The organism is Pseudomonas sp. NFX1 (genome assembly GCF_051123555.1).
Taxonomy (GTDB): Bacteria; Pseudomonadota; Gammaproteobacteria; order Pseudomonadales; family Pseudomonadaceae; genus Aquipseudomonas; species Aquipseudomonas capeferrum.
In genome coordinates this window covers 2,349,927-2,373,761 of sequence record NZ_CP169366.1, presented here as the reverse complement: position 1 = coordinate 2,373,761, position 23,835 = coordinate 2,349,927, and the positions used below count along the sequence as shown (strand labels likewise).

Below are 23,835 nucleotides of genomic sequence, written 5' to 3'. Positions count from 1 at the left end.
ATCGGTCACTCCCGTACTTTTACCGACGCCAGCGGCGCCGCTGTGCCCGCCGGTATCACGCTGGCTTTACGCAGCGCTGCGAAGACTTCGTCCCGCGTGCCCAGCATCTGCACGCCGCCGTCACGCAGCATCAGCACTTTGTCGACGGCGCACAGCACGTTGGGCCGATGGGAAACCAGTATCACCGTGGCGCCACGCGCCTTGAGTTCAGCCAGGGCATCGACCAGGGCCTTTTCACCGACGTCGTCGAGGTTGGCGTTGGGTTCATCCAGCACCACCAGGTTGGGTTCGCCGTACAACGCACGGGCCAGGGCAATACGCTGCTTCTGGCCACCGGACAGTGGGCTGCCATCGGTACTCAGGCGGGTGTCGTAACCCTGCGGGAAACGCAGGATCATCTCGTGCACACCGGTGCTCTTGGCGGCGCGGATGACCGCCTCGCTGTCCACCTCGGCAAACCGCGCGATGTTGTCGGCGATGGTGCCTTCGAACAGCTCCACGTCCTGCGGCAGGTAGCCGAGCCAGGGGCCGAGTTCGCTTTTGTTCCAGTTGAAAATGTCGGCGCCGTCCAGGCGCACCTTGCCGGCCTGGGTCGGCCAGACGCCAACCAGCAGGCGGGCGAGGGTGGACTTGCCCGAGGCGGAGGGGCCGATAACGCCCAGGCTTTCGCCCGGCGCCAGGCTGAAACTGACCCCACGCAGAATGGTGGTGTTGGTGCCGGGGGCGCCGGCAAACACATTCTCTACGGCGAGCATGCCCACCGGGCGTTGCAGTGACATGCTCGGTGGCCGGCGTGGGTAGTCCTGCAGCAACTCGTTGAGCCGGCCCCAGGCCGTGCGGCAGCCGAGCAGTTGCTTCCAGGAGGCGATCACCTGTTCGACCGGCCCCAGCGCGCGGCCGGTGAGGATCGAACAGGCGATCATCATGCCCGGGGTGATCTTGCCTTCGATTGCCAGCAGCGCGCCGGTGCCGAGAATCAGCGATTGCAGGGTAATGCGCACAAAGCGCCCGGTACTGCTGATCAGGGCTGCACGGTCGGAGGCCAGGGTCTGCATCTGCAGGATGCGCAGGTGGCTCTGATACCAGCGCTTGCTGATCGACGGCAGCATGCCCATGGCCTCGATGACTTCGGCGTTGCGCAGGTTGTTGTTGGCGTAGTTGGCGGAGGACAGCGCCGCGTGGTTGGCCTCGGCCAGCGGTTTGTGCGTGGCCTTCTCGGTCAGGTACGCCAGGCCCGCGAGGATCATCGAACCGATCATCGTGACCAGCCCGAGCAGCGGGTGGATCAGGTAGCAGACCAGCAGGTAGATCGGCGTCCACGGCGCATCGAAGAAGGCGAACAGGCCATTGCCGGTCAGAAACTGGCGGACCTGCGCGAGGTCTTGCAGGGCCTGGGCCGGGTTGCCCCCGGCGCGGTTCAGGTTGCGCTCGAAGGCGGCGCTGAAGATGCGTTGGTTGAGGTCCATGTCCAGGCAATTGCCAACCCGGATCAACACCCGGGTGCGGATCATTTCCAGGGCGGACATCAGCAGGAACAGCCCCACCACCAGCAGGGTCAGCATTGTTAACGTGGTGATATTGCGGCTGACCAGGGCGCGGTCATAGACCTGGAGCATGTACACGGCTGGCGTCAACATCATGACGTTTATCACGCCGCTGAAGCCTGCCAGGGCGTAGAAGCTGCGGCGCAGGCGAAAAAGCGCCTCGGCCAACTCGGAACGGGTGCGCGGCTGCTTGTGCATCTGGGGCCTCCCTCTTCACAAAACCGGAGGCCGTTGCGGCGTCCCGGACAGCTCTAGCTGTGGCTTCTGATCGGCTCGCAGGCGGGTCGCTCTATAGTCCGAAAACGCTGCGTTGCTCCCACAAGCAGCAGCGTAGGTTGCAGAGAAAAGTCTTGTAATATCATTTTGCTCTATAAATGCATTGAACTTCTCATAAGTCACGTAAAAACAGCGAGTTGCAACGCATTATCATCGAGAGTCATTTTTACGGCGTCTTATTGACAAGGTTTGACTCTACGACTTTAGTCTTGGTTATTCGGGCCCTGAATGGTTGCCGGCAAGGCCGTACCTACAGGGATCGCGTTTGACCAGAAGTCATCGCCTGTACATCCCCGGAAAACCGAACCACGAACTGCGCACGTCAACTGACTGGGCGCGGGAAGGACCCTGTTGCCCCGCTTGTTTCTTCGATACATCGAGGGCAATTGAAATGGCCAATTTCAGCAAGTCGGACCTGGAGTTCATCCTCAAGCAAATCTTTATCGCCGAAGCCCACGCCAAGGGCGCCAACCTCATCGATCTGCTGCCCAACAGCCAGGTGCCGTTCGGCTTGCGCACCGTGGACGGCAGCTTCAACAACCTGGTGACCGGGCAAAGCGAGTTCGGCGCTGCCGACAACGCCTTCCTGCGCCTGCTCGACCCCGCCTACCGTGCGGCCTACGCCGGCACCGGCACGGTGGTCGACAGCCAGCCCCGCACCATCAGCAACCTGATCGTCGACCAGACCGCGAACAACCCCGCAGCGGTCGAGGCCAACGGTGGCGCCGCGCCGGTGATCAGCCCCGGCCTGGATGGCGTGTTCGGCACCGCCGACGACAAGCCAGTGTTCTTCATTCCCAACCAGTCGGCAGACGCGGGCCTGACCGCGGGCTTCAACGCCTGGATGACCTTCTTTGGCCAGTTCTTCGATCATGGCCTGGACCTGGTGACCAAAAGCGCCACCGACATCGTGTTCATCCCGCTGCAGCCCGATGACCCGTTGTTCGTGCCCAACAGCCCGACCAACTTCATGGTGCTGTCACGTGCCGTGCGCACGGCCGGCGCCGATGGCGTGGTCGGCACGGCCGACGACAGCCAGCCCAATACCACCTCGCCCTTCGTCGACCAGAGCCAGACCTACAGTTCGCACCCCTCGCACCAGGTGTTCCTGCGCGAGTACATGCTCAACGCCGCCGGCGACCCGATTGCCACCGGGCGCCTGATCACCAACCGTGACCTGGGCGCCGACGGCACATTCGGCACGGCCGACGATGGCGATGGCGAGAGTGGCGGCATGGCCACCTGGGCCGTGGTCAAGGCCCAGGCCCGCGACGTGCTCGGTATCAACCTGACCGATGCCGACGTGCATAACGTGCCGCTGCTGGCGACCGATGCCTATGGCAACTTCCTGCGGGGGCCCAACGGCATGCCGCAGGTGGTGATGCGCATCAGCAACGGCGCCGACGGTATTGCCGGGACTGCCGATGACGTGACCCAGTTGGTCGAAGGCAATCGCGCCGCGCCCATCAGCCTGGCCAACGCCGTGAGCACCGGGCATGCCTTCCTCGACGACATCGCCCACAACGCCGCGCCGGTGGTGGTCGGCGGCGTGCTGCAGGCCGACGCCGACAGCGACGTGGGCAATGCGCAGCCGGTGGGCGCAGGTGGCAACAACCTGACCTATGACAACGAACTGCTCGACGCCCACTACATCGCTGGCGACGGCCGGGTGAACGAGAACATCGGCCTGACCGCCGTGCACCACGTGTTCCACTCCGAGCATAACCGCCTGGTCCAGCAGTCCAAGGACACCATCCTTGCCGCAGGCGACCTGGCCTTCCTCAACGAGTGGCTGGTGGATGACGTTGCCGCGATACCGACCACACCCGGCGCTATCGCGGCCTTGGTGTGGGATGGCGAACGCCTGTTCCAGGCCGCCAAGGTCGGCACCGAGATGCAGTACCAGCACCTGGTGTTCGAGGAGTTCGCTCGCACCATTCAACCGCAGATCGACGAATTTCTGGCGCCCAATGGCTATGACACCTCGATCAACCCGGCCATCCTCGCCGAGTTCGCCCACGTGGTGTACCGCTTCGGCCACTCGATGCTGACCGAAACCGTCGACCGCCTGGACCCTGAGTTCAACCCGATCCTCACCGACCCCAACAACCCCGACCAGCAGCTTGGCCTGATCGCCGCCTTCCTCAACCCATTGGCGTTCGCCGGCAGCGGGGCGACTGCGGATGAAGCGGCAGGGGCGATCATTCGTGGCGTGACGCGCCAGGTCGGCAACGAGATCGACGAGTTCGTCACCGAAGCGCTGCGCAACAACCTGCTGGGCCTGCCGCTCGACCTGCCGGCACTGAACCTGGCACGCGGGCGCGATACCGGCATCCCCACCCTGAACGAGGCCCGCCGTGAGTTCTGGGCCGCGACTGGCGACAGCCAGCTCAAGGCCTACATCAGCTGGGTCGACTTTGCCGATCACCTCAAGCACCCCGCATCGCTGGTCAACTTCATAGCCGCCTACGGTACCCATGCCTCGATCACCGGGGCGACCACCATGGAAGACAAACGCGCCGCCGCCATGGCCCTGGTGTTCGGGGGCGAGGGTGCGCCGGCCGACCGCCTCGACTTCCTCAACGGCACTGGTGCCTGGGCCAACGTGACCCTGGCCGGCAAGGACGGGGTACTGGGCACTGCAGACGACGTGACCGGGGTGACCATCACCGGCGTTGACACCATCGACTTCTGGGTCGGTGGCCTGGCCGAGCAGAAGATGCCGTTCGGCGGCATGCTCGGGTCGAGCTTCAACTTCATCTTCGAAACCCAGATGGAGGCGCTGCAGAACGGCGACCGGTTCTACTACCTGTCGCGCATGGCGGGCACCAACTTCGGCACCGAGCTTGAAAACAACTCTTTCGCCAAGCTGATCATGCTCAACTCCGATGTCACCCACCTGTCCAACACCGTGTTCCTGACGCCCACCTTCACCCTCGAAGTGAACCAGGCCAACCAGTTCACCGGGCTGGGTGCCGACGGCAAGGCCGACCCGACTGGCGGCATCATGATCTACGGCCAGGAAATCGTGCCCCTGGTGATCCGCGACAACCCGGATACCGTGGGCGCCGACAGCAACTACCTGCACTACACCGGTGAAGACCATGTGGTCCTCGGTGGCACTGCGGGCAACGACATCATCATCTCTGGCGAAGGTGACGACACCGTCTACGGCGACGGCGGCAATGACCGCCTCGAAGGCGGCGCAGGCAACGATGCGGTGCTGGGCGGCGCGGGCGATGACATCATCACCGATTCGTTTGGCGACAACCGCCTGGAAGGCAACGCCGGCAACGACGTGATCGTCGCCGGCAGCATGGGCGTTGCCGGCAACCTGATCCTGGGCGGCGACGGCCAGGACTTCATCATCACCACCGAAGACATCAGCACCACCTTCGGCGGCCAGGGCGACGACTTCATCCTAGGCGCCAAGACCAACCTGCCACCGACCGGCAACGAGGGTGATGATTGGATCGAGATGGGTACCCAGGACGGTGCGCCCGGCGACAACTTGGCGCCCCTGCTGGGTGACGAAGTGATCGGCAACGACATCTTCGTCGGTGGCCCTGGCTTCGACGAAATGATCGGTGAAGGTGGCGATGACATCTTTGTCGGCAGCGATGCCCAGGACAAGATGGAAGGCATGTCTGGCTTCGACTGGGTGACCCACAAGAATGACAAGGTCGGTGTGACTGTCGATCTGAGCCTGGCCGCATTGGCGCAGCCCCATGGTAATGCGCCAAACCAGAACAATGGCGTGTTCAGCCCGGTCGGTGCTTCACCGGCCTCGATCCTCGACCGCTTTGCCGAAGTCGAAGGGTTGTCCGGTTCCAGGTTCGGCGATGTACTCAAGGGTGACGACGTCGATGCGGTCACCATCCTCAATCACGGCGGCACCACAGGCAGTGCACTGACTAACGTGGCGTTGATCCACGGGCTGGAGCAGTTCCTTGCCGATGCAGGTTTACCCACCACCGGCTTTGCCACCGGCAACATCATCCTGGGCGGCAACGGCAGCGACCTGATCGAGGGCCGTGGAGGCGATGACCTGATCGACGGTGACAAGTGGATCAACGTGCGGATTGCGGTGTACGCCGCCGACGACGTCAACCACACCGGGCCGGAAATCGCCAGCTTCGACAGCATGGTCGACATGATCCCGTTCATGCTCGACCGCACCTACAACCCCGGCCAGCTCAAGGCCGTGCGGGAAATCCTGCCAGGCACCTCCACCGGTGGTGCAGCCTTCGATACTGCGGTGTTTTCCGGGCTTCAGGCCGACTACGTTGTCACCCAGAACACCCGCGGCACGGCCGATGTGGCGGACGATGTGTGGACGGTAACCGATACCGTCGGCAATGACGGCACCGACACTCTGCTGCATATCGAGCGCCTGCAATTCTCCGACGGCCAGCGCGTGCTGGTGGCGGGCGTGAACGCCCAGCCTACCGGCAGCCCGACCATCACTGACAGCAACGCTGGCGCGATCACCGTCGGCGACATGCTGACCGTGAGCATGGCCGGGGTACTGGATGGCGACAACATTTCGCCGACCAACCCACAAGGGCTGCTCAACAACACGTCGGTGTCCTACTACTGGCAGTTCGAGGCCGACCCGGGCAGCGGTGTGTTCGAAGACATCATCCTGTTGCCGGCCGGCGACTTGGCGTTCCAGAGCGCCGATGGCACCGCGTTCAAGGTCTCGCCGGACCTGGCCGGGTTGTCGCTGCGGGTCAAGGCGATCTACCAGGATGCCCACGGCACCACCGAAGTGCTGTTCTCGCAGCCCACTGCCGTAGTCGAAGCGGGCGCGCCCGTGGTACCAACGGCGCCAACGCCGGTGGTCGATGCCAGCGAAGGGGGAGAGGGCCTGCACATGGTCCGCTCCGACCTGAACTTCATCCTGGCCCAGATCAAGATCGCCGAGGCCGATGCTGCCGGGCAGGACATCCTCTCGCTGATCCCGAACATCCGTTCGGCCATGGGGCTGCGGGCAGTTGACGGTTCAAACAACAACCTGATGAACCTCAATGGCATCAACAACACCCAGTTCGGTGCTGCCGACAACGTCTTCCCACGCCTGACCGACCCGGTGTTCAACCCGGCCGAAGGTGCGCCGGCCGGCTTCTTCGGCCCCGGCTCGCCGGCTATTCCGGGGTCCTCCTATCAGCAGACCAGCGGTGCGGTGTTCGACTCGCAGCCGCGTACCATCAGCAACCTGATCGTCGACCAGACCTCCAACAACCCGGCCGCCTATGCCACGGCCTATGACCCGGGCGCGGACGGTGTGCTCAACTTCGGCACGCCGGGCAACGACGACGTGCTCAAGGATGGCGTACGGGTGGTCGCCAGCCCTGGCCTGGATGGCCAGTTCGGTACCACTGACGACCACGATGTCTACCTGTTCGAAAACACCACGGCGGATGCCGGGCTGTCTGCGCCGTTCAACGCCTGGATGACTTTCTTCGGGCAGTTCTTCGACCATGGCCTGGATCTGGTCACCAAAGGCGGTTCGGGTACCGTGTTCATTCCGCTGCAACCGGACGACCCGCTGTACGTGCCCGGTGGCAACGCCAACTTCATGGTGCTGACCCGCGCCACCAACCAGCCAGGGCCGGATGGCATTCTCGGCAATGCCGACGACATCCATGAGCACAGCAACACCACCACGCCGTTCGTGGACCAGAACCAGACCTACAGCTCGCACCCTTCGCACCAGGTGTTCCTGCGCGGCTACCAGATGACCGACCAGGGCCCCGTCGCCACCGGCCGCTTGATCACCAACCGCGACCTTGGCGCCGATGGCAAGTTCGGCAGTGCGGACGACAGCGAAATCGGCGGCATGGCGACCTGGAAGGTGGTCAAGGCGCAGGCCAACGACCTGCTCGGCATCCACCTCACCGATGCCGACGTCAACAACGTGCCGCTGCTGGCGACCGATGCCTATGGCAACTTCGTCAAAGGGCCCAATGGCTACCCGATGGTGGTGATGAAGGGCGCTGATGGGCTGGGCGGCACGGCGGATGACGTGCTGGTCGAAGGCAACCCGCTGGCGCCGATCGACCTGACCAATGCCGTGCGCACGGGCCACGAGTTCCTCGCTGACATCGCCCACAATGCCGTACCGGTGTTCAACGCAGGCGTGCTGGCGCCCGATGGCGATGCCCTGGTGGGCAACGCCGTGCCGGTCAACCCGCAGACAGGCGCCAACCTGGCCTACGACAACGAGCTGCTGGATGCGCATTACATCGCGGGCGATGGCCGGGTCAACGAAAACATCGGCCTGACCGCCGTGCACGCGATTTTCCACGCCGAGCACAACCGGCTGGTGGCGCAAACCAAGGACACCGTACTCGATGCGGGCGACGTGGCCTTCCTCAACGAGTGGCTGCTCAACCCGGTGACCGCACTGCCTGCCAGCCAGGCCGAGATCGATGCGCTGGTGTGGAATGGCGAGCGGTTGTTCCAGGCGGCCAAGTTTGGCACCGAGATGCAGTATCAGCACCTGGTGTTCGAGGAATTCGCGCGCACCATCCAGCCGCGCGTCGACCTGTTCTTCGCCCCGACCCAGGTGTATGACGTCGACCTCGATGCCTCGATCGTCGCCGAGTTCGCGCACACCGTGTACCGCTTTGGCCACTCGATGCTGACCGAGACCGTCGACCGCTTCGACATCGACTTCAACGTGGTCAAGGACCCGGCCAGCGCCAACCCCGAGCAGCAACTCGGCCTGATCGCCGCGTTCCTCAATCCGTTGGCGTACGCCGCCAGTGGGGTCACACCAGAGGACGCGACCAGTGCCATCGTGCGCGGGGTGACGCGCCAGGCCGGTAACGAAATCGACGAGTTCGTCACCGAGGCGCTGCGCAACAACCTGCTGGGCCTGCCGCTCGACCTGCCGGCGATCAACATCGCCCGTGGCCGCGATGTGGGTATTCCTTCGCTCAACGCCGTGCGCCGCGATATCTACGAGCAAACCGGCGATACCCAACTCAAGCCGTACACCAGTTGGGTCGATTTGGTGCAACACCTCAAGCATGCGGAGTCGTTGATCAACTTCATTGCCGCCTACGGCACGCACAGCACCATCACCGGTGCTACCACCCTGGTGGACAAGCGCGCGGCGGCCATGGCGCTGGTGTTCGGTGGCGACGGTTCGCCGGCGGACCGCCTGGACTTCCTCAATGGCACCGGAGCCTGGGCCAACGTGACACGGCCCGGCAAGGATGGTGTGCTGGGCACCGCCGATGACCTGAGGGCAGTGACAGTGACCGGGGTCGATGCCATCGACCTGTGGATCGGTGGCCTGGCCGAAGCGAAAGCACCCTTCGGTGGCATGCTCGGCTCGACCTTCAACTTCGTGTTCGAGAACCAGATGGAAAAACTCCAGGACGGCGACCGCTTCTACTACCTGGAGCGCACCTCTGGCCTGTCGATGAATGCCGAGCTGGAAAGCAACTCGTTCGCCAAGCTGATCATGGCCAACACGTCGGCCACCCACTTGCCAGGCCTGGTGTTCTCGGACCCGGCGTTCTATCTCGAAGTGGACCGCAGCAAGCAGTTCAACGATGGCCTGGGCAATGCCGACCCGCTGGGCGATAACGGCCAGCAGGTGGTGTTCCGCGACAACCCGCTGACGGCCGGGCCCGACACCAACTACATTCGCTACGCCGGTGAAGAGCATATCGTGCTGGGCGGCAGCAACGGTAACGACATCCTCGTCTCTGGCGGTGGCGACGACACGGTCTGGGGCGATGCCGGCAATGACCGCATCGAAGGCGGCAACGGCAACGACCAGCTGCGCGGCGGTGCCGGCGACGACATCATCAGCGACGTGGGCGGCGACGACAATATCCAGGGCGGCGACGGCAACGACGTGCTGCACGGCGGTAATGGCATCAACCTGATCATCGGTGGCTTTGGCAACGACTTCATCGTCACCGGTGAAGACGCCTCCGAAGCCATTGGCGGCCAGGGCAACGACTTCATCCTGGGCAGCAAGGCCAACGAACAGGACATGGGCAACGAAGGCGACGACTGGATCGAGAAGGGCACCTCGGACGGTGCACCTGGCGACAACTTCGACCCGCTCGGCAACGACCCGGTGATCGGCAACGATGTGTTCATCGGCGGCAACGAGAACGACAAGTTCAACGGCGAAGGGGGCGACGACATCATGGTCGGCAGCCTCGGCTTCGGTGACCGCTATATCGGCGGCTCGGGCTACGACTGGGCGACCTTCAAGGGCCTCGCCCAAGGCGTGACCATCGACTACACCGACCGCTTCTTCGATGTGCCGCCGGTGCCGGGCTCGGGTGCTTCGGCACTGGTACGCTTCGACATCATGGAAGGCCTGTCGGGTTCGGCGCACGGTGACTTCCTGCGTGGCGACAATGAAGATGCCGCCTCGCTGCCCACCGCCGGTGCCACCGGCAGCGTGCTGACCAACATCAACCTGATCAACGGCCTGGCCGACCTGCTGGCTGCCGGTGCGACCTTCTACGACGGCGGCAACATCATCCTTGGCGGCAGCGGCAGCGACCTGCTTGAAGGCCGCGGCGGCGATGACATCCTCGACGGTGACAAGTGGCTCAACGTGCGCATCAGCGTGCGCGCCAACAGCGATGGCACCGGCCCGGAAATCGCCACGTTCGACAGCATGGAGCCGATGGTACCGCTGATGCTCAACGGTACTTACAACCCGGGCCAGCTGGTGATCACCCGGGAGATTGTCAGCGGTACCGACAACTATGACACCGCCTTGTTCTCGGGGGTTGCGACCGACTACAGCGTCGTGGTCGATGGCAATGCGGTCATCGTCACCGACCTGGTGGCGGGGCGTGATGGTGTCGATCGGCTGACCGGCATCGAGCGGCTGCAGTTCTCTGACCGCGCCATTGCCTCTGGCGTCGGCACGGCCGTCAACGCCGACCCATCGGGCCACCTGGCGATCCTTGACGATGCCACGGGCGGGCGTGAGGACACACCGGTTGCCGGCCAGTTGCTGCGTGTCTCTGACTTGGCGGTGCACGATGCCGACAACGTCAGTGCGGCCAACCTGACGGGTGCGGTCAACGGGCCTGTGGCCTACTACTGGCAGGTCGAGCAACTGCCGGGCTCGGGTGTCTATGAGGACATCACCTTCGTCGCCGCAGGCGAAGCATCGCGGGCGATCGGCAGCACCTATCGGGTGACCGACGACGTGGCGGGGCTGAGCATTCGGGTGCGGGCGGTGTATCAGGATGCCAAGGGCACCCTGGAGATCGTCGACTCCGCGCCAAACAGCGCACCGAGCGCCGGGCCGGCCGTGACCGGGCTGCTGGTGCAGAACCAGACGCTGACGGCCAACCCGGCGACCATCGTCGACGCCGACGGCCTGAGCAATCCGCAGTTCAGCTTCCAGTGGCAGGCGAACCGCGGTGTCGGTTGGGTCAACATCGCAGGCGCCATCGGCAGCACCTTCGTCCTGACCCAGGCGCAGGTGGGGCAGAACATACGGGTGGTGGTCAGCTACGTGGATGACTTCGGCGTGCAAGAAAGCATTGCCTCCGACATCCTCGACCCGGTTGCCAACGCCAACGATGCACCGACCGGTGCGGTACTGATCAGTGACACTACGCCCGTCCAGGGGCAGACGCTGACGGCACTTACCGGCAGTATTGCCGACCTTGACGGGCTGGGGGCGTTCAGCTTCCAGTGGCAGCAAGGCACTGGCGGCGTCTTCAGCGACATCATCGGCGCCACTGCGGCCACCTTTACCCCGGGCCTCAACCATGGGAACCAGCAACTGCGGGTGATCGTGCGCTACACCGACGGCTTCGGCGCCCTGGAGACACTCACCTCGGCGGCGACTGATGCAGTGCCAGGGTTGACGCTGGTCGGCACCAACGGTAACGACATCCTGATCGGCAGCACGGGCGATGACGTGATCTCCGGCCTGGACGGTGCCGACCTGCTGTTTGGCGGGCTTGGCAACGACATCCTCAACGGTGGGCTTGGCAACGACAGCCTCGACGGCGGGCTTGGCGCGGATACCATGACCGGCGGTGATGGCAACGATACCTATGTGGTGGATAACGCTGGGGATGTGGTGATCGAGGCGGCGGCGGGCGGTACGGATACCGTGCGTACCACGTTAGCCAGCTACAGCCTGGGTGCCAACGTCGAGAACCTGACCTATACCGGGGTGGGCAACTTCGTCGGTAGCGGTAACGCGCTGGACAACATCATGGTCGGCGGTGTCGGCAACGACCTGCTCAATGGCGGTACCGGTGCCGACCGCCTGGTGGGTGGTCTCGGCAACGACACCTACGTGGTGGATAACGCCGCAGATGTGGTGATCGAGGTCGCGGGGGCCGGTACGGATACCGTGCGTACCACGCTAGCCAGCTACAGCCTGGGTGCCAACCTCGAGATCCTGACCTATACCGGGGTGGGCAACTTCGTCGGTAGCGGTAACGCGCTGGACAACATCATGGTCGGTGGTGTCGGCAACGACCTGCTCAATGGCGGTGCCGGTGCCGACCGTCTGGTGGGTGGCCTCGGCAACGACACCTACGTGGTGGATAACGCCGGGGATGTGGTGATCGAAGCCACAGGGGCTGGTACGGATACCGTGCGTACCACGCTAGCCAGCTACAGCCTGGGTGCAAACCTCGAGAACCTGACCTATACCGGCATAGACAACTTCATCGGTAGCGGTAACGCGCTGGACAACATCATGGTCGGCGGTGTTGGCAACGACCTGCTCAATGGCGGTGAGGGTGCCGACCGCCTGGTGGGTGGTCTCGGCAACGACATCTACCTGGTAGATAACGCTGCAGATGTGGTGATCGAAGCCACAGGGTCGGGTACGGATACGATACGTACCACGCTAGCCAGCTACGGCATGATCGACAATCTTGAGAACCTGACCTATACCGGCGTGGGCAATTTCGTCGGTGCCGGTAACACGCTGGACAACGTCATGGTCGGCGGTGCTGGCAACGACCTGCTCAATGGCGGTGCGGGTGCCGACCGCCTGGTGGGTGGTCTCGGCAACGATAACTACGTGGTGGATAACGCCGGGGATGTGGTGATCGAAGCCACGGGGGCCGGTACGGATACCGTGCGTACCACGCTAGCCAGCTACAGCATGAGCAGTAATGTCGAGAACCTGATCTATACCGGGGTGGGCAACTTCACTGCTGGCGGTAACGCGCTCGACAACATCATCAGCGCAGGCGCTGGCAACGACTTGCTCAATGGCGGTGCAGGTGCTGACCGCCTGGTGGGTGGCCTCGGCAACGATACCTACGTGGTGGATAACACCGGGGATCTGGTGATCGAGGCCGCAGGGGCCGGTACCGATAGCGTGCGTACCACGCTAGACAGTTACACCCTGGGTGCCAACGTCGAAAACCTGACCTATATCGGAGTGGGCAACTTCGTCGGTAGCGGTAACACGCTGGCCAACACCATCAACGGGGGCACTGGCAACGACAGCCTCGATGGTGGCCTGGGCAATGACATCCTGAGCGGTGGGGCGGGCAACGACACGCTGTTCGGTGATGATGGCAACGACATCTTGTCAGGTGGTAGCGGCAGCGACTTCCTCAACGGCGCGATTGGCGATGACAGGGTCAACGGCGGCGCGGGTGATGACACGATGATCGCCAGCGATGGCAACGATACCTTCCAGTTCGGTGCGGGGTCTGGCGCCGACCTGATCATCAACTTCGATGCCAACCTGGTGGGCGGGCAGGACTTGCTGGATATCTCCGCGTTCAACATCACTGCGGCGACCTTCGCGACCAACGTCACCATCGCCGATGTCGGTGCCGATACGCTGGTCAGCATCGGCGCTACCGACTCGATCCGCCTGGTAGGGGTTGCCGATGCCACGACTGTGACGGCAGCGGACTTCGTGCTGGCGGGGTGAGTCGCAAAGGTGAGGGCAAGGGAAGCCCTCCAGGCTTGACATTGGGGTTGCTTCGCAGCCCATCGCGACGCAAGGCCGCTCCTACATGAGATCGCATATTCCTGTAGGAGCGGCCTTGCGTCGCGATGGGCCGCAAAGCGGCCCCAACTTACTCCCGGTCTAACGCGGCATGCAGTCTCAGCTCTTCATCGATGAACGCCGCAATCATCGCCCGGTACACCCGTTCCACCACCTCGGGCGATGCCCCGGTATCACCGGCAATGGCACGCACTTTGGCAATCACCTGCTCGACCCGCGCCGGTGCGCGCACATCGTCGCGGGTCTTCTTGAAAGTCGCCGCCTGGGCGACCAGTTGGCCGCGTTGGGCAAGCAGTGCGACCAGGTTCTGGTCGATGTGATCGATGCGCGAGCGAACGTCCTCGATCGAGGTGCAGCGTACGTCCATGTGGGGGGCTCCTTGAGGGTGTCACAGCACAGTACCACACGCACTCTCGAATGCAGCTCAATGCCCCACCAGCTCACCCAGCAGCCGCTGCTTGTAAGCCTGCAACACGGCACTGTCACGTTCGCGCGGGTGCGGCAGGTCGATGCGCAGGTCCTCTCGGATTCTGCCCGGGTGGGCATCCATCACGATCACCCGGTCGCCCAGGTACAGCGCTTCCTCGATGTCATGGGTGACCATGATCACGGTGCAGCGCTCCTGCACCCAGATGCGTTGCAACTCTTGCTGCAACCTTACCCGGGTCAGGGCATCCAGAGCGCCCAGCGGCTCGTCCAGCAGCAGCACCTTGGGTTTGTTCACCAGCGCCCGGGCAATGGCCGCGCGCTGGGCCATGCCGCCGGATAGCTGGTGCGGGTAGGCCTGTTCGTAACCGCTCAAGCCCACCAGGGCGATGTGCTCAGCTACCAGGCGGCCCTTGTGGGTCGTCGGCATGGTGTGGTTCTTCAAGGCCAGGGCGATGTTCTGCTGCAGGGTCATCCACGGGAACAGGCGGTGGTCCTGGAACACGATGCCGCGTTCCAGGCCCGGCCCGTGCACGGGCTGCTGGTCGAGCAGGATCTGCCCCTGGTAGGCCTGGTCAAGGCCGACGATCAGCCGCAGCAAGGTGGACTTGCCACAGCCACTGGCGCCGACAATGCTGACGAATTCGCCAGGCTGGATGTTCAGCTCGATGTCCTTGAGCACCTGCATCGGCTTGCCCTTGAGCGCGTAGCTTTTGCTCAGGCCGCGAATGTTCAGTGCGCCGTGGGTGGCGGTGGTGGGTAAAACGTGGGCGATGGCGTTCATGGTCGGGCCTTTCAACGGGTCGGGCGCCAGCGCAGCAGGCGGCGGGAGAGGAGGGTGCAGAGCCAGGACATCAGGTAGCCGCACAGGCCGATGCACAGCACGCAGACCACAATGATCTCCATGCGTGCGCCGGCCTCGGCGTTCATCATCAGGCTGCCAAGGCCTGCCCCCGAGGACAGGAACAGCTCGCTGCCCACCGAGGTCACCCAGGCGAACGCCAGCGCCTGCAAGACGCCGGCGGCGATGCCCGGCAAGGCGGCGGGCAACAGGATCAGGCGCAACTGCTGTGCGCGGCTGAGCATCAGCACCCGGGCGGCTTCGCGGTGCTGGCCCTCGACCTGGCGCAGGCTTTCGAGGGTGTTGAGCACCATCGGGTACAACGCCGCCAGGCTGACGATGAGCAGCTTGGCACTTTCGCCGTTGCCAAAGCACAAGGCGATCAACGGGATCCAGCCCAGCATCGGTACCTGGCGCAGGGCGTGGAACAGCGGCGCGATCAGGCGGTTGGCCGGTGCCGACAGGGCCATCAGCGCCCCCAAGCCGATGCCACCGACAATGCCCAGCGCCAGGCCTGTGCAGGTGCGCAGCAGGCTCGCCCACAGGTTGACCAGCAGCTCGCCGCTGCCCAGCAACTCGACCCAGGCCGCACCCACCTGGGCCAGCGGCACAAAGGCATAGGCGCCAGCGGCGTCCTGGCGCGAGGCATACTCCCACGCGCCGAGCAGCAGCAATGGCAGCACCAGGCCACGAAGACTCTTCAGGTTCATCAGCAACTCCTTAGCGGCTCTGCCAGCGGGTAAACCGTCGCTCGACGCGACGCAGGCCGAAGTCCAGGGTGAAACCAATCACCCCGGTGATCACCACCCCGACCATCACCACATCGATACGCAGCATCTGCCGGCCCATTTCGATCATCTGCCCCAGCCCACTGTCTGCAGCCAGCAGCTCGCACGCCACCAGCACCACCCAGGCGCGGGTCAGGGCCACGCGCACGCCGGTGACGATCGCGGGCACGGCAGCGGGCAGGGCGATAAGGCCGACCAGCGTGGTCCAGCGCAGGCGGTACACCGCCGCGACTTCAAAGTGGCTGCGCGGGATGGCGCGCACCCCTTCACAGGTGGCCAGGGCCACGGGGAAGAACGCAGTCTTGGCGACGATGACGATCTTGAAGGTTTCATCGACGCCGAACAGCAGCACGAACATCGGGATCAGGGCGATACTGGGGATTTGCCGGAGGGTGTGAAACAGCGGCGCACAGTAGGCCTCCACGGTTTTTGACAAGGCCAGGGCGGTGCCGAATGCCAGGCCCGCCAGCGCACCGACGCCAAAGCCCAACGCCAGGCGCGAGAGGCTGCCGGTGAGGTGCTGCTGCAGTTCGCCGGTGGCCAGCAGGTCGGTGAAGCTGTGCCAGACCTCCAGCGGCGGGATCAGCAGGTTGGCAGGGAACAGCCCGGCGTTGGCCAGCAGGGCCCAGAGGGCGAGCAGGGCCACGGGGGAAATCAACCAGGAGAGGGGCGAGAGCAAGCGCATGGCAGGCCTTGGGGGGAGCAGACGATGGAAGGGCTATCGCAAGAGCTGTGCCAGGCGGCGGGGGCCCGGAAATACGGCGGCTGCCGAAGGGGTGATGCTGGAGCAGCACAGGGCTGCTGCTCCAGCAGCAGGCTGCCAGCAACAGGGGGTCTTCGCGGGTGAACCCGCGCCCACGAGGATCAGAAGTCGTAACTGACGCTTGTGTAGTAGAACGCCCCCTGCGCGCCCTCGGGGCTGGTGATGGAATACTTCGGCACCCCATACAGCTGCGCGCCTTCCAGCTTGTCCGGGTGGCTGTCGAACAGGTTGATCGCGCCCGCCGACAAGGTCAGGCCCAGGTCAAAGCGGTACGACACATCCAGGTCGGTCACCCATTGCGCGCCGAAGGTCTGGTCCAGCGTCGGGTTGGCGGCGTTGCGGCTCTGCCACTCGCCATAGCGTCGCTGCGCCACGGTGACGCTCAAGCCGTCGTACAGCCAGTTGGCGCTCAAGGTCAGCTTGTCTTTGGGCGTACCGTCCTCGATCAGGCCCTGGGTGTTGCGGCCGATGATCTGGTTGCCGGGGATGCTGCCAACATCGTCCAGCCCGGTGATGCGGGTATTGTTGCGTGCATAGCCGCCATTGAAGTCCAGGTGCCCCCAGCGGCCCACGTCCAGTTGGTAGTGGCCGGCCAGTTCGAACCCGTCGGTGCGGGTGTCGGCGATGTTGCTGTAGAACGCTGCGCTCTGGATGTTGGCGTAGGGCGTACCCGCGAAGATCGGGCCGACTACCGAGGCCGGCAACTGGTCGGACAGGGTGATGCGGTTGTCGATGTCGATGCGGTAGGCATCGAGCGTGACCGAGGCATTCGGCAGCGGGCGCCAGACCAAGCCTACGGAGAAGTTGGTCGACTCCTCGGGCTTGAGCGACTTGCCGCCCAGCAACGCTGCCTCCGGGCTGTCGGCGCGCAGGGTGCGTTGTTGCACCTCGACCCAGTTGCCACTGCCCGGCGGCTGCTCGACCACCTGCACACTGAACGACGACAGCCCGCTCTGCACCAGCGACGGTGCGCGGTAGCCGGTGCTGGCGCTGGCCCTGGCAGCAATTTGCGGGGTGAAGTCATAGCGCAGCGACAGCTTGCCGTTGGTGGTGTCGCCAAAGTCCGAATAATGCTCGCTGCGCACCGCGACGCCAGCCTGGAATTTCTCGGTCAACTGGGCTTCGACATCGAAGTAAGCACCGATCACCCGGCGGTCGAGCGACACGGCATCGACCTGGGTGATGCCTGAGTAATAGCCCGGAATCCGTCTGCCAGTGACTGGGTCCAGGGTGTTGAACAGCGGCCCGTTGGACCAGCCGGCTGCATCACCTGCCGTCAGGTCGTAGTTTTCCTGACGCCAGGCCAGCCCTGCCGAAACGGTCAGTGGCTTGAACAACCAGTCGTTGGCGAAGTCGCGGGTCCAGTCCAGGGTCAGGTTGGTCTGGTCGGCCTCGCGGCGGCCGGTATAGAGGGTCGATGGGCTGGCGTTGCCCCAGCTGGGGTTGATCGCGTCGCGGTCGGTAGAGTCGACGCGGTTATTGCCGTAGTTCAGCGCCAGGTCGAAGTGGCCCAGGGTTTCGTCTTCGAAGCGCAGGCCGCCGGTGACGGCGTAGTCTTCCAGGCCATAACGGGTCACCGGCAGACGGCCGTCGGGGTAGCGCGCCAGGGCCACGCTGCCATAGTTGTTGCGCAGGGTGGTGGGCGGGTCGAAGAAGTTCTCGGCGTCGGTGTTCTTGTGCGCGTAGGTAGCGAAGCCGTAGGCGCTGAGGCCCTCGGTGAGGCCCATCTCGGCGTTGGCGGTGAAGTTGTACTGGTCGGAAACGTTGCCCGAGCCCCAGCGCCAGTTGCGGTAGCGGTTGTTCTGCTCGCGCGGGGTGTCGATGCTGGTCGAGCCGGGGTAGAACAAGCGGTTGTCGTCACGGGTATCGCTGGCCGGGTCCTGGCTGCCGGCGTCGAAGGCCAGGGTCAGGAAGCCGTCGTTGGGCAGGGCAAAGCCTTTCCAGCCGCTGAGCTTGCGCTGCAGGCCGTCGCCCTTGTTGTAGCCGCCGAAGCGGTAGCCGGCGTTGCCGCCGTCATCGCGCTCCTTGAGCACGATGTTGATCACCCCGGCGATGGCGTCCGAACCATACTGGGCAGCAGCGCCATCGCGCAGGATCTCCACCCGTTCGATGGCTGACAGCGGGATCAGGCTGAGGTCCACCGCTGCGGCACCGCGGGCGTTGACCAGGCCTTGGCGGGTGACGTTGGCGCTGGTGTGGCGGCGTTTGCCGTTGACCAGTACCAGCACCTGGTCGGAGGCCAGGCCGCGCAACGAGGCGCCCTGGGCGATGGAACCGGCGAATGCGCCCTGTGGCGACTGCGGGAAGCTGAACGACGGTGACAAGGCGGTGAGCGCGGCAGACAGGTCGCTGGCGCCGGTTTCCTGCAGTTTCTCGCCGCTGAGGACGTCGACCGGCGCGGCGCTTTGCAGGGCAGTGACGTCGCTGCGGTGGGTGCCGACCACGACCACGGTGTCGAGGTTGGCGGCGGGTTCGGCGGCGAATGCGGGCACGGCAAGGCTGCCGATGGCCAGGGCGATGGCGCTGGCCAAGGGGGTGTAGTGGGGCATGGGGATATCCTTAGTAGGCGTTGTTGCCTTGCGTCGCGATGGGCCGCGCAGCGGCCCCTTTGTGAGAAAAATCAGAACCGGCTGGTGACACTCAGCCCGACCGTGCGCGGGTCGCCGTAGGTGATCACGTACTGCCCGGCAGTGCCATTTGGCCGGCCATGCACCTGGTAGCGGCGGTCGGTGAGGTTGTTGACGAAGCCGCTCACGCTCAACTTGTCATCAGGGCTGAACCAGGTCAGGCGGGCGTTGGCCAGGGTGTAGTGCGGCTGGCTGAGGGTCTCGTCCGCGCTGCTCTGGCGGTCGGCGAGGAAGTATTCCTTGTCGCGGAAACTCACGTCGCCGCCGGCCACCAGCTTGCCGCCGACCTGCAGCGGGATGGTGTAGTCGGCACCCAGCGACACCACGTTGCGTGGCGAGCGCACGAAACTGTTGCCGCTGTAGTCACCGGTCACCGCGCCCGTGGTGGGGTTGGTGTTCTTGAAGTCGGTGTACTCGGTGTCGAGGAACGACACCGCCGCGCGCAGGTGCAGGCGGTCGGTCGGTTGGCCTTCGATCTCAAGCTCGGCACCTTTGACCGTACCTTTGGCACCGTTGGTCAAGGCGGTGGTGAGTACACCATTGTTGACTGTCAGCAGGTTCACCTGGATGTCCGAGTAGTCGTAGTAGAAGACGTTGGCGTTGACCGTCAGACGGCGGTCGAACCACTCGGACTTCAGGCCAAGCTCGTAGGCATCCAGCTCTTCCGGGTCGACCGTGGTCAACTGCGCAAGGCTGGTCGACAGCCCGGTGTTGAAGCCGCCGGAGCGGAAGCCATGGGCGTAGCGGAAGAACACCCGCAGGTTGTCGTTGATGCGGTACTCGGGGGTCAGGTCGTAGGTCCAGGCTTCCCAGGTCTTGTCTTCCTGGCGGTTGCCGTTGCTGCCCACGCCACCCAGCGGGATCAGCGGGCCGTTGGCCGTGGCGCGGGTCAGTTGCACCAGGTCCAGGTCGATGTCCTTCTTCTCCTGGGTCCAGCGCAGGCCGCCGGTGACGCTGAAATCATCGGTGAAGTCGTAGGTCAGGTTGCCGAACAGCGCGTAGCTGTCGGTGCGGTGGTCATAGCCCAGGTCGCGCAACGCAGTGGTGCCGACCTGGTTCGAGCCGGTGCCGTTGGGCGTCGGGCCTGGGGTGACGATGCGCTGGGCCGAGCTGTCCAGGTCTTCATGGAAGTAGTGGGCGCCCGCCAGCCAGTGCAGCGGGCGGTCTTCCGGCGAAGCCAGGCGCAGCTCCTGGGACCACTGGCGGTAGCTATTGTCAGTGATTGCCGCGCCGTTGACTTCATAGGGGGTGTAGTCGGCGTCGCTGGTGGAGCGGTTGCGGATGTAGTCGTAGGCACTGATCGAGGTCAGGGTGTAGTCGCCCAGGTACCAGTTGAAGGTCAGTGACGCGCCGTCGTGGTCGAGGCGGTAGTCCTCGTTGACGTTGAGCGAGATATCGCGGCCATTGGGGCGCTCGTAGCCGACGTTGTAATAACGGCCCACCGGCAGCGAGCCGTTGCTGCCGTCGCCCTTGAACTGGCGGCTGTGCAGCTTGAGCAGGGCGTCCAGGTCGGGGTTGAGCTGGGCGAGGAACTGCAGGCGGATCGCCTTTTTGTTCACGTCGCCATAGGTGTTGCCGTCGAAATCGTTGTTCTGGAAGCCATCGCGTTCTTCGGAATACAGCGATACCCGCCCGGCCAGCTTTTCGTCCACCAGCGCGCCACCGATGGCACCGGTGACAATGCGCTCGTTCTTGCTGCCGAAGCCGAGGGTGCCGTAGCCGTCGGTGTCGAAGGCCGGCTTTTTCGAGATGACATTGACCGCACCGGCGGTGGTGTTCTTGCCATACAGGGTTCCCTGCGGCCCGCGCAGGATCTCGATGCGCTCAAGGTCGAACAGTGGGCCGCCCCCGGCGATCGGTGCATTGAGGTAGACGTCGTCGGCGTAGATGCCCACCGGGAAGACCGTCGCCGCACCGGTATCACCGGTGCCCAGGCCGCGGATGTACCAGCGCGGGCGGCCATCGCCGTCGGGGTTCTTGGCCGAGGCGTTGGGCACGAAGGTGGTGATGTCGCCCATCGAGCGCACGCCATCGGCGGTGATGCTGGTGCCCTTGATCGCCGACACCGCGACGGGCACTTCCTGCAGGGTCTGCTCGCGATGCTGGGCGGTGACGGTGACGGTTTCCAGGGCTGGCTCGGCCTTGGTGTCTTCGCCGGCGGCGACGGCTTGGCCGCCGGTGCCGGCCAGCAGCAGTGCAAGGCTGATCTGGCGGGCTAGTGGATGGCGCTGGTGCATGGTGAATCTCCCCGTATGTAAAGCGTTGTTGGGGAGAGCTAGAGCAGGGACTGTGCCAGGTTGATAAGCTATTGATTAATAAGGGCTATTTGATTTGATTTGTAGGATGTTGCCGATCTGGCAGCAGTGGGCTGCTTGGCGGGTGCTGCTGGGGCAGCAGCTGCTCATCAGGAATGCTGGGGCAGCCAAGCGGCCCCCCTGCAATCACACCGCCAACCGCGAAGTCGAGCCGATCACACTCTCCAATACCCTGAAGTCGATCCATTCGCGCACATCGAACCGGCGCGGTATGAACCCCCACCTGAACAAGAACTCGGTAAAGTCCTGCAACGCGTCGATCGAACGCCCATCCAGCGTCGTGCGCAAGCGCCGGTGGGCATCATCACCGTAAGCCGCCGCTACCCAGTACTCGCTGGTGTTCAGTTCGCGCGCCAGAAAACGCCGGGTCTCCTCCGGGTTGGCCCAGGCCCACTGCTCGGTGCGCAGCACGGTGTCGACCAGTGTGCGGCTGGCATCGAAGTGCTCTTCCAGCAGGTGCCTGTCCACGGTCAAGGTGCGCGGCGTACCGTTGTTGCTGCGGATCAACGGGTCGGGGTGGCTGCCGGTGTCGACCACCACCCGCAGGCCGAACTCGTGGGCCAGGTGCACCGCGTGGGCGCCTTTGAGGAAGATCGCGTCGATGTCGCCGCGCAGCAGGCCGATCAGCTCATTGTTGCGCCGGCTGAAGCGGCTGGTGTCCAGGCTCACTTCGGCGCCGTACAGGTGCTGCTTGGCATCGTCGCTGTAGGTGCCGCCGTAGGGGTAGTCGACCAGATCGACATCAGCCACGCTCAGGCCTTCGAGCTTGAGCGCGTTCTCCAGCCCGCGCAGGGCCTGCGCGCGGGTGAAGTCGATCTGCACGTTGGCCCACTTGGGCAGGCCGAAGCGGCGGTTTTTCAGGTCGCGGATACTGCGCACACCGCTTTCTTCGGTGGTCAGAATCAGCTGCACCTCGTCGCTCCACGACAGCCCCAGCACCCGGGTTTCGACCCCGCTGGCATAGGCCCAGATCGCCGGGATGTTGCCACCGTGGCGCACGGAGTTCTGCAGGTGATGGTCGTAGTGGGCTTCGCGCACCTCCCGTTCGCTGGACTCGCGCAACGACTGGATGTTGGTGCCGAACGGCGCAAAAGCTTCGGCCAGGCGCCCGGATTGCACGGCAATGCCGAGCCCGGTGGGCACAGGGCTGTGGGTGTACCAGAGAGTTTCCAGTGGCTTGGTCATGGTGTAACGGGCTTCCTGTCCAGGGGAGTGGGTGCCAGCAAGTGGTCCAGCGGTTGGCGGTCGATCCAGTCGCGTACCTCGAAACGGTTCGGGATGAAGCGCCAGCGTTTGAGAAATTCGACAAAATCTTGCAGGGCGTCGATGGCCTGCTCCTCCAGCCGGGTGCTCAGACGCAAGTGGGCATCGGCGCCGTAAGCGACCGTGACCCAGTATTCGCTGCTGTTGGTTTCCCGGGCCAGGTAGCGGCGGGTTTCGTCGGGGTGCTGATGGGCCCAGCGCTCGGCGCGCAGTACTGACGACAGCAAGGTGCGCACCACCTGCGGGTGCTGCGCCAGCAGGTGGCTGTCCACCGCCAGGGTACGCGGCGTGCCGTTGTTGCTGCGGATCAGCGGGTCGGGGTGGCTGCCGGTGTCGATCACCGTGTGCAAGGCAAAGGCATGGGCCAGTTGCACGGCGCTGGCGCCCTTGAGGAAGATGGCATCGACCTCGCCGCGCAGCAGCCCGGCCAGCTCCAGGTTGCGGCCTTCGCTTTGGCTGCTGGATACCGGTGTACCGGCCACATTGCGCACCGGGCGGTCGCTGAAGGTACCGTCGTAGTGGTAGTTGACCAACGCCACGTCGCCCACTTGCAGGCCTTCGAGCTTCAGGGCGTTTTCCAGCCCACGCAAGGCCTGGGCGCGGGTGAAGTCGATCTGCGCCGAGGCCCAGTCGGGCAGGCCGAAGCGGCGCCCCTTGAGGTCTTTGACCGTGTGGATGCCACTGTCTGGGCGGGTCAGGATCAACTGCGCCTCATCGGCCCAGGACAGCCCGATCACGCGTGTGTCCCGCCCTTGGGCACGGGCCCAGATCGCCGGAATGCTGCCACCGTGGCGCACCGAGTTGCGCAGGCTGTGGTCGAAGTGCGATTCGCGCACCGCCTGCTGGTCGGCCTCGCGCAGCGACTGCACCTGGGTGCCGAGGCTGGCCAGGTCGTCCTGCAGCCAGCCTTGCTGCACGGCGATGCCCAGGCCGGTGGGCACTGGGCAGCGGGTATACCACAGGGTGTCGAGGGGGTTGCTCATGTGCATGCTCC

The 23,835-nt window shown here is 64.5% G+C and carries 10 protein-coding genes; 1 reads left to right on the top strand and 9 read right to left on the bottom strand.

Translation table 11 applies throughout. The annotated features are described in order from the left end of the window. Window positions 1–5: 5 nt before the first annotated feature. Entirely contained in the window at window positions 6–1,742 is a 1,737-nt protein-coding gene (locus tag DJ563_RS10265) for a type I secretion system permease/ATPase (protein ID WP_033697131.1), read from the bottom strand. 469 nt (window positions 1,743–2,211) lie between these two features. On the opposite strand from DJ563_RS10265, the gene DJ563_RS10260 reads away from it, so the two are divergent. After that, window positions 2,212–13,740 carry a peroxidase family protein gene (locus DJ563_RS10260; RefSeq protein ID WP_434519431.1) on the top strand — a complete coding sequence of 3,843 codons (11,529 nt, stop codon included), beginning with the start codon at window positions 2,212–2,214 and terminating at the stop codon, window positions 13,738–13,740. Window positions 13,741–13,888: 148 nt separating this feature from the next. Here DJ563_RS10260 and DJ563_RS10255 read toward each other — a convergent pair whose 3' ends face one another. From DJ563_RS10255 to DJ563_RS10220, 8 genes are all read right to left on the bottom strand, one after another. Next, window positions 13,889–14,185, bottom strand: a complete 297-nt coding sequence (locus DJ563_RS10255) for a chorismate mutase (protein ID WP_186661321.1) — start codon at window positions 14,183–14,185, stop codon at window positions 13,889–13,891. Between the two features lie 57 nt (window positions 14,186–14,242). Further along, window positions 14,243–15,028, bottom strand: a complete 786-nt coding sequence (locus DJ563_RS10250) for an ABC transporter ATP-binding protein (protein WP_274100379.1) — start codon at window positions 15,026–15,028, stop codon at window positions 14,243–14,245. Between the two features lie 11 nt (window positions 15,029–15,039). Further along, entirely contained in the window at window positions 15,040–15,795 is a 756-nt protein-coding gene (locus tag DJ563_RS10245) for an ABC transporter permease (RefSeq protein WP_434519430.1), read from the bottom strand. 10 nt (window positions 15,796–15,805) lie between these two features. Then, entirely contained in the window at window positions 15,806–16,558 is a 753-nt protein-coding gene (locus DJ563_RS10240) for an ABC transporter permease (RefSeq protein WP_434519429.1), read from the bottom strand. Between the two features lie 179 nt (window positions 16,559–16,737). Then, window positions 16,738–19,185 (bottom strand): TonB-dependent receptor plug domain-containing protein, encoded by a 2,448-nt coding sequence (locus tag DJ563_RS10235; protein WP_434519428.1) that lies wholly within the window; start codon window positions 19,183–19,185, stop codon window positions 16,738–16,740. Window positions 19,186–19,256: 71 nt separating this feature from the next. Continuing rightward, on the bottom strand, window positions 19,257–21,500 hold the full coding sequence (locus DJ563_RS10230) for a TonB-dependent receptor (RefSeq protein ID WP_274100382.1): 2,244 nt from the start codon (window positions 21,498–21,500) through the stop codon (window positions 19,257–19,259). 204 nt (window positions 21,501–21,704) lie between these two features. Next, window positions 21,705–22,763 carry an ABC transporter substrate-binding protein gene (locus DJ563_RS10225; protein WP_274099750.1) on the bottom strand — a complete coding sequence of 353 codons (1,059 nt, stop codon included), beginning with the start codon at window positions 22,761–22,763 and terminating at the stop codon, window positions 21,705–21,707. Next, a complete protein-coding gene (locus DJ563_RS10220) occupies window positions 22,760–23,824 on the bottom strand; it encodes an ABC transporter substrate-binding protein (RefSeq protein ID WP_434519427.1) in 1,065 nt (354 codons plus the stop codon). Before DJ563_RS10220 ends, DJ563_RS10225 begins: the two co-directional genes overlap by 4 nt. Window positions 23,825–23,835: the final 11 nt, after the last annotated feature.

What these genes read in the sequence shown, in the direction of transcription:
- DJ563_RS10265 (WP_033697131.1), bottom strand. Translation starts at nt 1,742, where the DNA reads ATGCACAAGCAGCCGCGCACCCGTTCCGAGTTGGCCGAGGCGCTTTTT.
- DJ563_RS10260 (WP_434519431.1), top strand. Translation starts at nt 2,212, where the DNA reads ATGGCCAATTTCAGCAAGTCGGACCTGGAGTTCATCCTCAAGCAAATC.
- DJ563_RS10255 (WP_186661321.1), bottom strand. Translation starts at nt 14,185, where the DNA reads ATGGACGTACGCTGCACCTCGATCGAGGACGTTCGCTCGCGCATCGAT.
- DJ563_RS10250 (WP_274100379.1), bottom strand. Translation starts at nt 15,028, where the DNA reads ATGAACGCCATCGCCCACGTTTTACCCACCACCGCCACCCACGGCGCA.
- DJ563_RS10245 (WP_434519430.1), bottom strand. Translation starts at nt 15,795, where the DNA reads ATGAACCTGAAGAGTCTTCGTGGCCTGGTGCTGCCATTGCTGCTGCTC.
- DJ563_RS10240 (WP_434519429.1), bottom strand. Translation starts at nt 16,558, where the DNA reads ATGCGCTTGCTCTCGCCCCTCTCCTGGTTGATTTCCCCCGTGGCCCTG.
- DJ563_RS10235 (WP_434519428.1), bottom strand. Translation starts at nt 19,185, where the DNA reads ATGCCCCACTACACCCCCTTGGCCAGCGCCATCGCCCTGGCCATCGGC.
- DJ563_RS10230 (WP_274100382.1), bottom strand. Translation starts at nt 21,500, where the DNA reads ATGCACCAGCGCCATCCACTAGCCCGCCAGATCAGCCTTGCACTGCTG.
- DJ563_RS10225 (WP_274099750.1), bottom strand. Translation starts at nt 22,763, where the DNA reads ATGACCAAGCCACTGGAAACTCTCTGGTACACCCACAGCCCTGTGCCC.
- DJ563_RS10220 (WP_434519427.1), bottom strand. Translation starts at nt 23,824, where the DNA reads ATGAGCAACCCCCTCGACACCCTGTGGTATACCCGCTGCCCAGTGCCC.